This window comes from Binatus sp. (SeqCode) (assembly GCF_036522015.1).
GTDB lineage: Bacteria > Desulfobacterota > Binatia > Binatales > Binataceae > Binatus.
The window spans coordinates 1-14,574 of record NZ_DATDGQ010000026.1; the positions used below are offsets into that span (position 1 = coordinate 1).

13 protein-coding genes are annotated in these 14,574 nt (G+C 61.1%); 7 read left to right on the plus strand and 6 right to left on the minus strand.

Annotation, left to right across the window (positions count from 1 at the left end; genetic code table 11):
- The 5 genes from VIW95_RS01060 to mltG form a co-directional block, all read right to left on the minus strand.
- Nucleotides 1-327: BatA domain-containing protein (locus tag VIW95_RS01060; protein WP_331583127.1), on the minus strand; the 327-nt coding region annotated here is incomplete at its 3' end.
- Between the two features lie 9 nt (nucleotides 328-336).
- Nucleotides 337-1,236: a DUF58 domain-containing protein gene (locus VIW95_RS01065; protein WP_331583129.1), complete on the minus strand. Its 900-nt coding sequence runs from the start codon at nucleotides 1,234-1,236 to the stop codon at nucleotides 337-339.
- A gap of 3 nt (nucleotides 1,237-1,239) precedes the next feature.
- Nucleotides 1,240-2,259, minus strand: a complete 1,020-nt coding sequence (locus VIW95_RS01070; RefSeq protein ID WP_331583131.1) for a MoxR family ATPase — start codon at nucleotides 2,257-2,259, stop codon at nucleotides 1,240-1,242.
- A 23-nt stretch (nucleotides 2,260-2,282) separates the two neighbouring features.
- On the minus strand, nucleotides 2,283-3,857 hold the full coding sequence (locus tag VIW95_RS01075) for a hypothetical protein (protein WP_331583133.1): 1,575 nt from the start codon (nucleotides 3,855-3,857) through the stop codon (nucleotides 2,283-2,285).
- Nucleotides 3,858-3,924: 67 nt separating this feature from the next.
- A complete protein-coding gene (gene mltG / locus VIW95_RS01080; protein ID WP_331583135.1) occupies nucleotides 3,925-4,938 on the minus strand; it encodes an endolytic transglycosylase MltG in 1,014 nt (337 codons plus the stop codon).
- A 159-nt stretch (nucleotides 4,939-5,097) separates the two neighbouring features.
- On the opposite strand from mltG, the gene VIW95_RS01085 reads away from it, so the two are divergent.
- Together VIW95_RS01085 and VIW95_RS01090 are read left to right on the plus strand one after the other, a co-directional pair.
- Nucleotides 5,098-8,439: an ATP-binding protein gene (locus VIW95_RS01085; RefSeq protein ID WP_331583137.1), complete on the plus strand. Its 3,342-nt coding sequence runs from the start codon at nucleotides 5,098-5,100 to the stop codon at nucleotides 8,437-8,439.
- Between the two features lie 117 nt (nucleotides 8,440-8,556).
- A complete protein-coding gene (locus tag VIW95_RS01090; protein ID WP_331583139.1) occupies nucleotides 8,557-8,736 on the plus strand; it encodes a hypothetical protein in 180 nt (59 codons plus the stop codon).
- Nucleotides 8,737-8,818: 82 nt separating this feature from the next.
- Here VIW95_RS01090 and ruvX read toward each other — a convergent pair whose 3' ends face one another.
- Complete coding sequence (gene ruvX / locus VIW95_RS01095; RefSeq protein ID WP_331583141.1) at nucleotides 8,819-9,253, minus strand: Holliday junction resolvase RuvX; 435 nt, start codon at nucleotides 9,251-9,253, stop codon at nucleotides 8,819-8,821.
- Nucleotides 9,254-9,302: 49 nt separating this feature from the next.
- On the opposite strand from ruvX, the gene VIW95_RS01100 reads away from it, so the two are divergent.
- The 5 genes from VIW95_RS01100 to VIW95_RS01120 form a co-directional block, all read left to right on the plus strand.
- On the plus strand, nucleotides 9,303-10,427 hold the full coding sequence (locus VIW95_RS01100; RefSeq protein ID WP_331583144.1) for a S1/P1 nuclease: 1,125 nt from the start codon (nucleotides 9,303-9,305) through the stop codon (nucleotides 10,425-10,427).
- 312 nt (nucleotides 10,428-10,739) lie between these two features.
- Nucleotides 10,740-12,050: a M23 family metallopeptidase gene (locus VIW95_RS01105; protein WP_331583146.1), complete on the plus strand. Its 1,311-nt coding sequence runs from the start codon at nucleotides 10,740-10,742 to the stop codon at nucleotides 12,048-12,050.
- 107 nt (nucleotides 12,051-12,157) lie between these two features.
- Nucleotides 12,158-12,970 (plus strand): glycerophosphodiester phosphodiesterase, encoded by an 813-nt coding sequence (locus tag VIW95_RS01110; RefSeq protein ID WP_331583148.1) that lies wholly within the window; start codon nucleotides 12,158-12,160, stop codon nucleotides 12,968-12,970.
- Nucleotides 12,971-13,123: 153 nt separating this feature from the next.
- Nucleotides 13,124-14,143 carry a TIGR03617 family F420-dependent LLM class oxidoreductase gene (locus VIW95_RS01115; RefSeq protein WP_331583151.1) on the plus strand — a complete coding sequence of 340 codons (1,020 nt, stop codon included), beginning with the start codon at nucleotides 13,124-13,126 and terminating at the stop codon, nucleotides 14,141-14,143.
- 42 nt (nucleotides 14,144-14,185) lie between these two features.
- The coding region (locus VIW95_RS01120) for a cupredoxin domain-containing protein (protein WP_331583153.1) at nucleotides 14,186-14,574 on the plus strand (389 nt) is incomplete at its 3' end.

Consider the following 14,574-nt stretch of genomic DNA (forward strand, 5'->3'; position numbering starts at 1 on the left):
GATCTCGAAACGGCTCTTGCCCGACGGCGTCAGCGCCTGCATCGCGGCCGAATTGTCGATCACGACTGCCAGCGGTGAACTCTTTTTCCAGATGAACGGTCCCGCCATCGCGAGCACGATGAGACTCAGGATCAAAATCTCGGCGAAGAACATCCAATCCAGTCGCGGCCATCCGCCGAAACGTTCGCGCCGAAAACCGCGCAGCGCGCGAAACGCCATCACGCTCGAGACCGTCACCCGCGACGGCCGCTCCTTGGCGAGGTATGCCAGAACGAGCGCCGGCACGACAGCGAAAAATATCAGCGCGCCTGGGTAAAGAAGTCCCATCGTAAATCTTCAGTGCGCCAGGCCGAGGTCGCGCGTCGCGCGGACAAAGAACTGCTGGAAGTCCTGGTCGGTGGTGTAGAGCGAGTAATGCAACCCGCGCTTCAGGCAGAATGATTTTATTTCGCGCGTCAGGCGCAGCATCGTCTCGCGATATTGCTTGCGTTCGCGCTCGCCGATCGATACCCGCAGCCGCTCGCCCGATTCCGAATCGATCACCTCGACGTCACCGTCCAGCCCATGTCCGTTAAGCTCGCGCCCGCCGAGAATCTGCACGGCGGTGAGGTCCATCGACGCCGCCGTGAACATCCCAAGCCCGCGCGTCACCGAGTTGAGCAGCATCAGGAAATCGGAAACGATAAACACCTTGCCCGCGCGCCGAATTGCGAGCAGTTCGGTCGCCAGCGAAGTCGCGAAGTCGAACTGCCCGCCCGGTTTGAGATCGGCCAGCCGGCGCGCAAGCTCGACGATTCGATGGCGGCCGGTGACGAACGACGGATTGACCTTTGCGCCGCTGCCGCCGAGCACGCGCAGCATCACGCGATCGCCGCTGGCCAGCGCAACGTAGGCCAGCGCGAGCGCAGTCAGCATCGCGGATTCGAACTTGCGGTCGCCCGCCGGATACCCCATCGACGCGCTCGCGTCGACGAAAATATACGTGAGCAGGTCTTCCTCTTCCTGAAAAAGCTTGATGTAGAGTTTGTCGCTGCGCCCGTAGAGTCCCCAGTCGATGTAGCGGAAGTCGTCGCCGGGCGAGTAGTGGCGATAGTCGTTGAACTCGAGCGACGAGCCGCGCTTGGGCGACAGGTGCATGCCCCGGCCCAGCCCGGCATAGCGCTGGCGGGTTCTGATCCTGAGCTTTTCGAGCCGGGCGAGAAATCCCGGCGTAAACTCATCAGGCAGTCCGAACATCGGCTACGTGCGCGGCTTCTTGAGCCGCTTTATCACCTGCTCGAGGATCGATTCGGAGGAAACGCTCTCGGCCTCGGCCTGGAAGTTGAGCAGCAAGCGATGGCGCAAGCACGGCACAATGGCGTCGTCGATATCGTCGTAACTCACGCTCACGCGGCCCGCGAGCAACGCGTTAACCTTCGCGCACAGAATCAGCGCCTGCGCACCGCGCGGACTCGGCCCGAAGCGCAAGTATTGCGAGACCTCGGGAATCGCGCCCGGGCCGCCGGGGGTGCATCCGCCGATCACGCTGATGATGTAGCGCTCGAGCGGCTCGGCCACCATCACCTCGCGCACGAGGCCCTTGAGATCCTCGATCGCCTGCGGCGCACGGGCCGGCTCGAACAGAGGCTGAATTTTGTTCTGCGCGGTGCCGGTGGTGCGGTTGAGAATTTCGCGCAGTTCGTCGGGTTTGGGCGAGCCCATCACGACTTTGAAGATGAAGCGATCCATCTGCGCCTCGGGCAGCGGATAGGTGCCTTCGAGCTCGATCGGATTTTGCGTGGCGAGCACGATATACGGCGGATCGAGGACGTAAGTGGTGCCGAAGACCGTGACCTGATGCTCTTCCATCGCCTCGAGCACGGCCGACTGCGTCTTCGGCGTCGCGCGATTGATCTCGTCGCCCAGCACCATGTGCGCGAAAATCGGCCCCGGCTTGAACTGGAACTCGCGCAGGCCGTCGGACTCCGTCAGCACCTGCGTGCCGATGATGTCCGAGGGCATCAGGTCGGGCGTGAACTGGATTCGCTTGAAGCTGAGCCCGAGCGTTTCGCTGGCCGCCTTGACCATCAGCGTCTTGCCGAGCCCCGGAACGCCTTCGATCAAAATATGGCCGCCGCAAAACAATGCGGTCAGCAGTTTACGAACGACTTCGCGATGGCCGACGATTACCCGCGCAACTTCGCTCTCGGCGCGCGAAAAAATCTTGCGAAAATCCGCCACCCGCTGGTCGGGTGAAACCTGTTGAGGAGCCGCTCCCATCCGTTGTCCTTCCTTTGCAGAATCTAGTGAATCATGTCGCGATAGCGCGGCGGCACCAGTTGTCGTTCGTCGGGCGGCGCGTCGTCGCTGGTCGGCGCAAGCGGCGCATTGACGTAAGCCGTCGTCGCTTTGGGCCGATCGGTGTCGAGTACCGTTTTTCCGCCGCTACTGGAAGTGGGCGCGCCCGGCAGCCGGAACATAACGTAGCGCGCATCCTTGATATCGACGCCCGCGCCCTTCTCGCCCGGCTTCAGGAAGCGCTGTGCGTTGGTGGACGTCGGCATCTCGCCGAGATGCGTATCGCCAAGGTTCGAACCCATGTCTTTGTTGTTTTTCGGATTGCCGCCCGCCGCGGGAATATTGCGATCGCCATTGGCTCCTGGCTTCGGGAGGTCGCCGGGCCGGTTGGGATCGGGCTGACTGCCGCTCTTCTGATCGGGTTTATCGCCGGGCTTGTTCGCGCCGCCTTGATTCTTGTCGTCGCCCGGCTGGTTGTCGGGGCCGGGATTTTTGGCGTCGGCCGTCTCGGCTTGCGCTTCGGCCTTGGCGAGCTCGTTTTGGAGTTTGACGTTCGACGGGTCGCCTTTGTTCTGATCGTTCTTGTCGTTCTTCGCAGTGCCTTTTCCGCCGTCGTTCTTGCCTGAATTGTTGCCGGTGCTGCCTTTGCCGGGGCTTGGGTTATTGCCGCCCGCGTTCTGACCCGATCCGGTGCCGCTCTTGCCTTCGCCAGTGCCTGCGCCCGATGAGTTGCCTTGGCCCTGGCTCTTGCCGCCGCCGTTTCCGCTCTGTGCGTTGGACTTGCCGGTTCCCCGATTTTTTCCAGACTGGCTGTTGTTGCGTTTTTCAGCGGCCTTCTCAGCTTGCCGCATCGCATCCTCGATGCGCTTCTTCTTTTCCGCGGGCGGCAGCTTGGAATTCTCCAGCGCGTCGGCGGCTGCGCGGATCTTGCCCGCGAGCGCGGTGTCGTCGGAGCTGGTCGCGGTTTTGGCGATTTCCTGAGCGATTGCGCGCAACTTGGCGGCTTCTCTGCTCTCAGGCGTCGGCGCGCGCACCAGGCCCAACGTCGCAAATAGCATGGCCAGCGCGACCACGCCCGCGAAGATCGACGAACGCTTGAGCGGCGCGCCGACTTCAAGTCTGAATTCGCGCCGCAGGTCCAGCCCGCCGAACAACGCAATCGCGCGGCGCCACAGCACCGGGAATAGCGGCGTGCGCCGCGCACGACTGCGCTCCGGCACCGCCGGATTGGCGAGATTTGCGAAGGTCACGATCTCCTGGTTGCATTCCAGCAGGTCGTCGAGCTCGGCGGCCGCGGCAACGAAGTCGTTGGCGCGCCGGTACGCCCGAAATGCCATCAGCAGTCCCATCGCCAGCACGACCAGACCTGCGCCGATCAATGCGAGGCTCAGCGCAATGGCGCTATCGGGCGCCAACCAATATCCGTACTGTCCCCAGGTCAGGTCGCCGATAGTGCCGAGCAGCAATCCCAGTACGATCGCAGTGAGCGCCGGCGCAACCGCACACAGCATCACGCGCATTGCGGCTAGCCGCGCGATTCGCGCGCTGGCAGCGCCAATTGTCTCGACCGGATTGTCCACAGGAATGAAATTATAGCCTAATCGACGCAGATGCGACCGTCCAATCGGCGGCCCCAAGTGCCTTATTTCACCGCGGTAGCTGCTGCTCTTTTCCGGCCGGCGCTTTCCGCTCGCTGGCGATTACGCGGCGATGCTCGTCGTATGATTTCGAAAAGACGTGGGTACCGCCTTCGCGCGCGACAAAATAGAGATAGTCAGTCTGCTGCGGATTCAGCGCGGCTTCGATTGATTTCAATCCGGGATTTGCGATCGGCCCCGGCGGTAACCCGGTGAAGTCGTAGGTGTTAAAGGCCGACGTTGTATGAACCGCGGACGCCGCCGACTCCTTCGCCCCGTCCAGCTCGTACTGCGCAGTAGGATCGGATTGCAGCGGCATCCCAAGCCGCAGCCGATTGTAGAAGACACCCGCAATGAGAGGCCGCTCGGCAGGCGCCTTCGCTTCCTTCTCGACGATCGACGCCATCGTGACCAGCCGGCGCGGGTCCAGACCGACCTCGAACATCCGCTCCTCAACCTCCGGCGTCAGCACCTGGTAGAAGCGCGCGAGCATCGCGCCGAGCACGTCGTTAGTCTTCGCGTGCGGCGAAAACTTGTAGGTCGCGGGAAACAGGTAGCCTTCCGCGCCGAGCGGCATCAGGCCGAGCGCTCGCACCATCGCGCCGTCGCGCGCAGCGTTCTCGAATTCGTCCTCGCAGACCAGCCCTGTCTGCGCCACCCGCTCCGCAATCTCATGCACCGTCAGGCCCTCCGGAATCGTGATCGTCACGACGATAAAATCGCCCTTGACCAGATGGCGCATGACATCGGGAATCCGCTCGCCGCCATTGAAAGCATAGTCGCCCGGCTTGATCTCGCTCGCGGTAAGGCTGACGCGGCCGTACATGCGGAGCGCGACCTCGCTCCGAACGACGCCCGCATCGGCAAGCGCGCGCGCGATCTGGCGAAACGACTCGCCCTTTTCAATCGTGACTTCGCGCGGCGGCGCAAATTTTTCCGTCGGACTAAGCCAGTAGTATGAGAACGCTGCGTACGAAGCGCCGGCAGCGATCGCGATTACAAGAATTGCGGCAGCAAGCTTCATCTGATTCGAAATTATATTCCATGCCGTGATTTTTCATCAGCCGCCGTCGCTGCTGACATTATCGACCCTTCCCCGCTCGAGTGCTAAACCTAGGCGCTGCGCCCCCCGCCTCTAGTTGTCGAAACGTCCTTGGTCAAGGTGAACCGCAGCACCTCAAGAATGACTTCTCGGAACACATTCGATCGGCAGCCGTCGCATAATGCGTTTGTCGGGCGAGAGCGCGAGCTGGCAGAGCTTCTGGCCGGTCTGGACGACGTCGGCGCTGGTCACGGCAAACTGTTTCTGCTGAGTGGCGAGCCGGGCATCGGCAAGACTCGTCTCGCTGAAGAGATCTCCGACGAAGCTGCTGCGCGCGGGATGCGCGTGCTGTGGGGCCGATGCTGGGAAGGTGGCGGGGCGCCGGCATATTGGCCGTTCATCCAGATACTCCGTGCATGCGTTGATGATCGCGACGGCGAGGATCTGAAAGCACTGCTCGGTTCCGGCGCAAGTGAAATCGCGCGACTGATTCCGGAGATCAGACTTTCACTCCCGTCACTCGAAGAGGCCAAGGCGACGACAGACGCGGAGTCGGCGCGCTTTCGGCTGTTCGATTCGGTAGCGACATTGCTCAAGAATGTCGCGCGCAGTGAGCCGTTGTTGATCGTGATCGATGATCTGCACGACGCAGACCAACCCTCGCTGCAGATGCTCCGGTTTGTCGCGCGGGAGTCAAAGGACTCACGGATGCTGATTGTTGGCACCTATCGCGATGCCGAAGTCAGGCAGTCATCTGAACTGGGCAAGCTAATCGGTGACCTGATCCGCGAAGGCCGGACGGTTTCAATCGCAGGGCTCAGCCAGGCCGAGGTCGGCGAGTTCATCGAACGCAGCTCGGCAACGAAAGCAGACGACAAACTGGCCGCAGATTTGTATCGCGCAACCGAGGGAAATCCCTTGTTTGTTGATGGGGTCGTGCGGCTGCTTGCTGCGGAAGGAAAGCTTGCGCGAACCGCGTTCGACGCTAGCGCGTTCAAGATCCCGGACGGAGTGCGGGAATCGATTCGACGCCAATTGGCTGCGCTTTCCGAGGAAGCCAAGGCGTTGTTGTCGATCGCTTCGGTGGTCGGAAATGAGTTCGACATTCGATTGCTGGAGATGGTTTCCGGGCGCTCGCCGGAGCAGATAGTCGAGCAGACAGATGAAGCCGTACGGCTCGGAGTTCTGAGAGCTGGAGCGCCGGGGTTCGCGCGCCAGCAGTTCTCCCACGCGCTCATCCGTGAAGTGCTCTACGATGACCTGGCAGCGAATCGGCGCATCCAGTTACATGGCAAAATCGGAGCGGCGATCGAGGAAATCTATAAGGGCGATCTAAAACCACACCGGGCGCAACTGGCATATCACTTCAGAGCGGCCGGCGTCGCCGGAAAAGCCATCGATTATTCGATTGATGCGGGCGAAGTCGCCTACAGGATATTTGCCTACGAAGACGCAAAGCTAAGTTGGCAAGCCGCGCTCCAACTTATGGAGCAGCACAATATCGAGCCGCAGAATCAAGCGCGCTTGCTCGAGCGTCTCGCCACGCTGATGTACGTCACCGATCTTTCAGATCCGAAAGGCATGGAATACCTGGCTCGCGCATTGAAGATCTACGAGGAGTCCGGACAAACAGAACGCGCCGCTCTGGTGCATTCGCGGATGGGGGCAGCGCTGGCAATGCGGTCCGCAATCCGAAATCCTTCCGAGGCCATGGAACACTATCGGAAAGCCGAGGCGATTTTGGGAAAGGGAGTGGATTCGGCACGTAAAGCCAATTTATACGCAGGAATGGCGATGGCTGCGCTACATCTCATGCTCCGAGAAGAGAGCCTCGCATGGTCACGCGTGGCGATGGACATCTCTGAGCGGATCCGCAATGAGGAGATTTGGATAAATGCCTCATGTTTGCAGGCGATTCAGCTATTCCACGCGGGGCGACTCGCGCGAGCTCTGACTCTAGTTGATGAAGCATCGAATCGCGCGAACAGGCTCGTCGATGCTCCGTCGGTACACAGTGCAGCATGGAATTCCGCAGCACTGCGGGTGACTCTACTGGACCCCACGGAGGCTCCGTTTTGGCTTCATCGCGAGCTTGCCAAACCGCGGCTCGCTCACGTTACCACTCCTCGCCTGCTTCTGCTCGCTCATCTATTTGACGCATATGTTGAGAGCGGAGAGCTCGACCAAGCGAGGCGCATCTGGGAAGAGGCGGACTTATCGTCCTCTTTTGTTGCAGTCAGGTGGCACATCGCGACGGGCGAATTTGAACAGGCCGAGATTCACGTAGCCCGAAATCTTGAACAGGCGCGGCGAGTCTCAAGCCGCGATGAGCAAGGTTCAATCGCGAATCATTTTGCCAAGATTCGACAGCTTCTTGGCGACCTCGCGGGAGCCGAGAGACTGGGACGAATCGCGGACGAGGAACGGGACGTTCCAGGACTACTGCATTCGGGGTCATTTCTTGCCGGAATATATGCTGAGATGGGCTGCCCAGAGCGCGGGCACCCGCACCTCAGTCGTTGCCGCGAGATACTTGGAAATGGGGAGGACTGGCGTGGGCTGGCCGGCAAGGTCGCGCGGGCGGAGGCAGTCGTCGCGGCGGCTGAAGGGAAATACGAAGACGCGGAGACGCAGTTCGAAAAAGCAGTACAGATTTTTCGCCAATATCATGTGCCATTCGAGGAAGCCGAGGCGCGGCATTACTGGGGCCGGGCGCTGAATGCGTCGGGCGCGAGCGCGCGGGCGAATGAGAAGCTCGACGCGGCGATTGAAATCTATCGACGATGCGGCGCAGGTGAGCGGTGGGTTGAGCGGGTCGAAGCGGACAGACCAGCTTCGCCATCGCGAACAGAAAGGCAAGAGCATCCAGAGGACGCCCAGGGCCCAGCGATCTTCCGCCGCGAGGGCGAGTATTGGACCGTCGCCTACGAAGGGAAGACCTGGCGGCTAAAAGATGCAAAGGGGTACCACTACATCGCTCATCTGCTCGGGCGCCCCGGCGAGGAGATCCGCGCGCTCGATCTGGCGACTGGCTCAGGCGGAGCAAGCGAGGAAGTTACGGACGCTGCGACCGCCGAAGACCTCGCGCGAACCGGAGTGCTCGCAGGCGACCTAGGGCATGCGGGTGAGATGCTCGATGCGCCAGCGAAGGCCGACTATCAGCGCCGATTGACCGAACTCGAAGACGAACTCGAAGAAGCCCGCGAATTCAAGGACGAGGAACGCATCGCGACGGCAGAAGACGAAAAGGCAGCGCTCGCACACGAGATCCGTCGCGCCGTCGGTCTTGGCGGCCGCGATCGCAGGGCAGCTTCCAGTGCGGAACGCGCCCGCGTCGCGGTAACGAGGGCGATTCGCTTGGCGCTCGAGCGAATCTCCGAGCAGAACAGCGATCTGGGAAGGCTGCTCTCCACCACGATCAAGACCGGCGCCGTCTGCTCGTACGTTCCCGACGACAGGTTTCCTGTCTCCTGGCGGCTATAAGAGACCGGTCTCCGCGGTCTCGCGTTACAACGTAACAAACCACTGATCGCGCTCGTTCCCCCCTAAATTACGCCTCCTTTTTGCAAGGCCCGAGAGGGCAAAGGAGGTAAGACGATCATGGCTTCGACGATCAACGAACAGGTGGTGATCAGCACCCCGGCGACAGTCGAGCAGGCCGAAGTCGGTGAGGGTCTGCGGATCGCCCGCTACCGCGCGTTGGAAGAGTTCCCCGGCGTGGTCTTCGGCGTCATGACGATAGCGTACATCGTCATGTCGTTTGCCAAGCTGGCGCTCTGATGCGCGGAAACACTAACCAGAGGGAGCCCCAGGCCGCCCGGGGGCTCCCGACTAACTTTTACTGCGTCGCTTGCGGCCCGCGCTATTTATCGCCGTGCGGGATTTTGTCCCGATTCGCCTGCATCCAGCCTTCCAGGATGACGACTGCCGCGAGCGCGTCGAGCCCAGTCTTCCGCGCGCCCTTCCGCGCCGGCATGTTCGCGAGGCGTTCGCGCGCCTCGAAACTCGTCAATCGCTCGTCGAACAGCTCGACGGTGACGTGCTGCTCAAGCGCCAGGTGCGCGGCGAATTTCCGCGCGGAAACTGCAGCCGGCCCTTCGCTGCCATCCATGTTGAGCGGAAGCCCGACGACGATTGTGCTGACGTCCCGTCCGCGCAGCATCGCAGCAATCGCGTCGAGGTCATACTTGAGCGCCCGCCGCTCGACAATCCCCACCGGATGCGCCCCCATCGAGGCTGCATCAGTGACAGCGACCCCAATCCGGCGGCGGCCGAGATCAATCGCAGCTATTGGCATCGAGCTCGACAGTAACAATTTTAATGACCGATGGTGCTATAGGTGCCGCATGCATTCTCCAGCCCGTTGTATTGCGAACCTCGTCATCGCATTCCTGCTCTTCCCTGCGTCGGCGTGGGCGTGGGGATCTGACGGGCACAAAATTGTCGCGGTCATTGCGGCGGACAATCTCACGCCCGCAGCGCAAACTCATGTGGCGAGTATCCTCGGCGTGTCCACCGACAAGAAAGCCATTGCCACTGCGATGGAGGAGGCTTCGAACCGACCGGATTTCGAGTTCCGTGATGAAGATAAATCGACAGCGCCCTGGCACTTCATCGACATTTGTTTGCAGGATCGGCGGGCAGATGTTCCCGCGCGATGCCCCGGCGGAAACTGCGTCACCGCGAAAATCGACGAGTACTCGAAGCGCTTGAAGGATGGAAACTACGACCGCTTCGGCGCCGCGGGGGATCTGGCGTTCCTCATCCACTTGGTCGGCGACATCCATCAGCCGCTGCATGCCGCGAACGACGCCGACCGCGGCGGCAACTGCGTGATGGTCGAATCGCGTTCCCGCGAGACGAATCTTCACGCAGTCTGGGACACCACCGTCGTGCGCCGTCTCGAGTATGACATCGACAGCGGAAGGCCCGAGACAACTGCCCACAAATTGGAACTGGCGTATGCATCTGAACTAACATATCCGTCCGGAAAAGACGCAAATTCGTGGATTTCCGCCGACGATATCGCGTGGGAATCGAATCAAGTGGCGCGTTCCGAGATCTACGACCCGCTGCACATCCCGATCGAACCTTGCCAACCAACCGTCAACGCCTGCCTCAACCCGGTCGGGCGTCCCGTGGAGCTTAACTCTGCATACCTGGATCGAGCCGATAAGATCGCTGGCCATCAGCTTGCGAAGGCGGGATTCAGGCTGGCGAGCTTGTTGAATGAATTCTGGACGCAGCCCGCCCGTCCCAACGAGGCAGCTCACGCGGCGAATTTGGCTCCGGCGCCGGTTATTAGCTCATCGACCGTCGCGGGCCAGATCGTCGGTAATCGACGGAGCAAGATTTACGCATGGCCCGGCTGCAGCACCTACGACAAGATGGCGCCCGAGAATCGCGTCCTGTTCCCGAGCCGCGAAGCTGCGGAGCAGGAGGGCTATCGGGCTGCTCGCAATTGTCCGTAGTGCATTCTGTCTTGATACTGCGGCGCCGATTCACGGCGATGGTTGATTTGTAACCTTTGTAACCGTAAGCGCGTGAATTTTTGTCGCTACCGTAACCGGAACAGCGAACTTGTGACACGCTAGGGTTGCGTTGGATAGCCGAATCACCTACCGTCGATGACTATGGCGGCTCGGGGGAGAAGCTTCGGTGGATATCCACGCGCAGTTACGGCTTTAGCCGTCGCTCTGATTGCGTCCACCACCGCACTGTTCCTTTTTTTCCAAGCAAATCCGCAGACTTTTTCTTCCCCGCTCGATACCCTCAGCTCCCAGATGGATGCCGGCAAGGACGGCACTGACGTCATCGAGCAGGCCGAGACTGCCGAGCCCGCTCCTCAGTCGATCACTATCAGCACGATGCTCGACCGCACCGCGCCTATCGAGAGCTATCTTCGCGACGCAGGGATGGAGCCGGGCGACGCGCATCAGTGGGCGTCGTACATCCAGCAGATTACCGCGAACCGGTATTTCCATAGCGGGCACCCGCTGACCCTATATAAAGATCCCGAGACCGGCGAGATGCGCGGCCTCAAGTACGATCTCGATGAAAATAGCACGGTCATCGGCGCGAGCCTCGGCGCGGGCGTCCTCAAGGCCGCCATTCGACCGATCGAATATTACATTCGCCCGATCAAGATGACGTTCGCGGTCAAAGACAACTTCCAGCGCGCGGCCGCTGAGAACAGAATCCCCAAGCCAATCGTCGACTCGCTACAGGACGCGTTCTCGGATCGCCACGATCTGAACCGGCTCGCGCCCGGCTCCGCGGTCAAGCTGATTTACCAGGAAAAGGTCAGCCGCGACGGCTCGTACACGCTCGTCGGCGATGTGCAGGCGGCACAAATCCGTTTCGGGAGCCGTACGCTGACGGCGATTTCATTTTCGGATGAACACGGCCGTCCTCATCTATATGACGAACAAGGCCACGCGCTCGGCCCGCAGTCGCTGAAGTTCCCGCTCAATTTCCAGTACATTTCGTCCGGCTTCACCTTCCATCGCTATCACCCGATTCTGCACGAATACCGTCCGCATGTAGGCGTCGATCTGGTCGCGAAGTACGGCGAGCCGGTCAAGAGTGTCGCGGACGGCACTGTCATAAGCGCGGGATGGCAGGGCGAGCTCGGCAACTGCATCCGCATCCAGCATCAGCATCAGATGGTCAGCATCTACGGTCACCTGTCGAAGATCAGTCCGGCGCTGAAGCCGGGCGGTTACGTTCATATCGGGCAGGTCATTGGCAATGTCGGCTCGACCGGGCTATCGACCGGGCCTCATCTCCACTTCGCGATGGAAAAAGACGGCGCCTGGGTCAATCCTCTGACCGAGAAACTCGGCGAGAATCACCAGGTGTCGCCGCGGATGAAGGCGATATTCGAGGACATCAAGGATCAGTACCAGTCTGCACTCGCGGAGCTGCCCGATCTCGGCAGCCACTTCATCGCGAGCGGAGAACGCAAACCCGCGATTTCCAAGTTCGGCGATATGTACCACGTGACGATCGATCGCCCCGTGGGAAAGGTCCGGCACCTGCGCGGAATCACGAGCAGCCGCCTCGAAACGCCGGAGACCAACGGCGCGCTTTGATCTGACTACCAGCCGCTCCCACTCCGACTCTTTTCGCCATTGATTGCTAATTCGCCGCTTCCCGGTTAAGGCTGGGATTTGCGATCTGTCCCAGCCGAAAACCCGAAATGCGCGAGCATCTCAAAACCGATTTCTTCGAGCCGCCACCGCCCCGCGTTGTTGGCCATCGCGGTTCTGCCGGGACGCACCCTGAAAATACGCTCGAATCATTTCGCGCCGCTGTCGCCAGCGGCGTTCACTATCTCGAATTCGACATCCACATGACGCGCGATGGCGAAATCGTCGTTGCTCACGACGAGCATCTCAAGCGGATGTGCGGGCTCGATCGCGTGATCCCGGAGATGACGTATGCGGAGCTTGCGGCCGCCGACGCCGGCCGGATGTTCACGCTTGACGGCGCGACATTTCCATTCAGAGAGAAGGGAATCAAGCTGCCGCGCCTATTCGAAGTGCTCGCGGAATTTCCAAAACTGAGGATGATAGTCGAGGTCAAGCAAATCGCCCCGAGCGTGGTCGCGCCGATGCTCGACGTGCTCGATCGCGCCGGGATGCGTCGCAACGTCCTCGTCGCCAGCGAGCATCAGGCGCCTCTCGACGAAGTCCGCAAGCTGGCGCCGGATATCCCGACCAATTTCTCGTACCTCGAATCCGGGATGTTCATTCAGGCGATGGGAACCCGCGACGCCGGCTATCGCCCACCGGGAGACGCCGTCCAAATCCCGCATCGCCACGAATCGTGGGAACTCGTCACTCGGGAAAGTGTGGACTTCGCGCACCGCGTCGGAGTCGAAGTGCACGTCTGGACCGTGAACGAAGAAGCCGAGATGACGGAGCTGCTCGAGATGGGCGTCGACGGATTGATCAGCGACTACCCCGCCCGCGCCCTGGACATGGTCCGCAGACGCACGAACCGCCGCTGAGCGCGGTCCTTTCGGATTGCCGCAGGCTTTGCCAGTTTGCCCGAGCCTTTGTTACGATTCCGTCCGCCCACCGAAAAACGGGCTTCTCGAAATCTGGTTCCCTTCCCGCTCAGGAAGGGGTTAGGGGTTAGGTTCCTTGCAGGAGCGAAAACTATGAAGCTCGACACCGGTCTTTCGACACGCAACCTGCGCGATGTTCCGGCTGCTGCGCGCGCCGCTGAAACAGCAGGCTTCGATGCGATCTGGATTCCCGAGGCCGGCAACGACGGCTTCCTTCCGGCCGCACTCATCGCCGAACACACCAAGCGAATCAAAATGGGTACGTCGGTTGCGATCGCGTTTCCGCGCAGTCCGATGATAACGGCTGCAACCGCGTGGGATCTCGCCGGGCTATCCGAGGGCCGCTTCATCCTCGGCCTCGGCACGCAGGTGAAGGGCCATATCGAGCGGCGCTACAGCACGAAGTGGGAAGCGCCGGTGCCGCGCTTGCGCGAGTACCTTCAGTCGCTGCGTACGATTTTCAAGTGCTGGTCGGAGGGCGGCGCGAAGCTCTCCTTCCAGGGCAAGTACTACAACTTCTCGCTGATGACGCCATTCTTCACTCCCGCCCGGCACAACTTTCCGAACGTGCCGATTCACATCGCGGGCGTTAACGAACATATCATCCGGCTCGCCGGCGAGCTGTGCGAGGGCTTGCACGCGCATCCGTTCAACTCGCCCAAGTACCTGCGCGAATACGTACTGCCGAACGTCGAAAAGGGTTTGAACAAGGCGGGGCGCTCGCGCAAGGATTTCGAAATCCAATCGACGGCCTTCGTGATCGTCGGCCGCAACCAGGACGAAATCAAAAAGACCCGCGAAGCGGTCCGCCAGCAGATCTCGTTTTACGCCTCGACCCGAACCTACAAGATCGTGCTCGACACGCACGGATGGGGCGACGTTGCGCAGCGCCTCAACGAAAAGGCGGCCAAGGGTGAGTGGGTCGCGATGGCCAAAGAAATCACCGACGAGATGCTCGACGTGTACACCGTCGCGGGCACCTTCGACGACATCGCGGACAAGGTCAGGGAACGTTACGACGGCCTGCTGGACCGCGTCGCATTTTACATCCCGTATCGCGCGGGAACCGACGACGCCGAATGGGCGAAACTCGCGAAGCGATTCAATGGCTGAGTTTGTTGATAGATTGGTCCACTAACAAGGAGAGAACTTCCGATGACCAACGCAATGTTGAAAACGATGGCGGCGATCGCGGTCGTGGCTGCCTTCACGCTCCCGGGCGCGAACCGAATAGCGATGGCGCAGGGGGCCGCTCCATCGGCACCCGGATTGCAATCGCCTCCGCCCACGGCGGACGAGCCCGGCACCAGGAGCTTCACGCTGGTCTCGGTCGAAGTGGATGACGCGAAGGTCTGGCTGCCCAGCGTGATCGCGGTCGAACAAGGCGACAAGGTAAAGCTTACACTCAAGAACCTCGTGCCGGGCGCGTCGAATCAGCACGGCTTTACGATTCCCGCTTACAACATCACCGAGATTGTAACGCGCGGCGAGCCCAAGACGATCACGTTCGTCGCCGACAAGGCCGGAGTCTACCCGTTCTCATG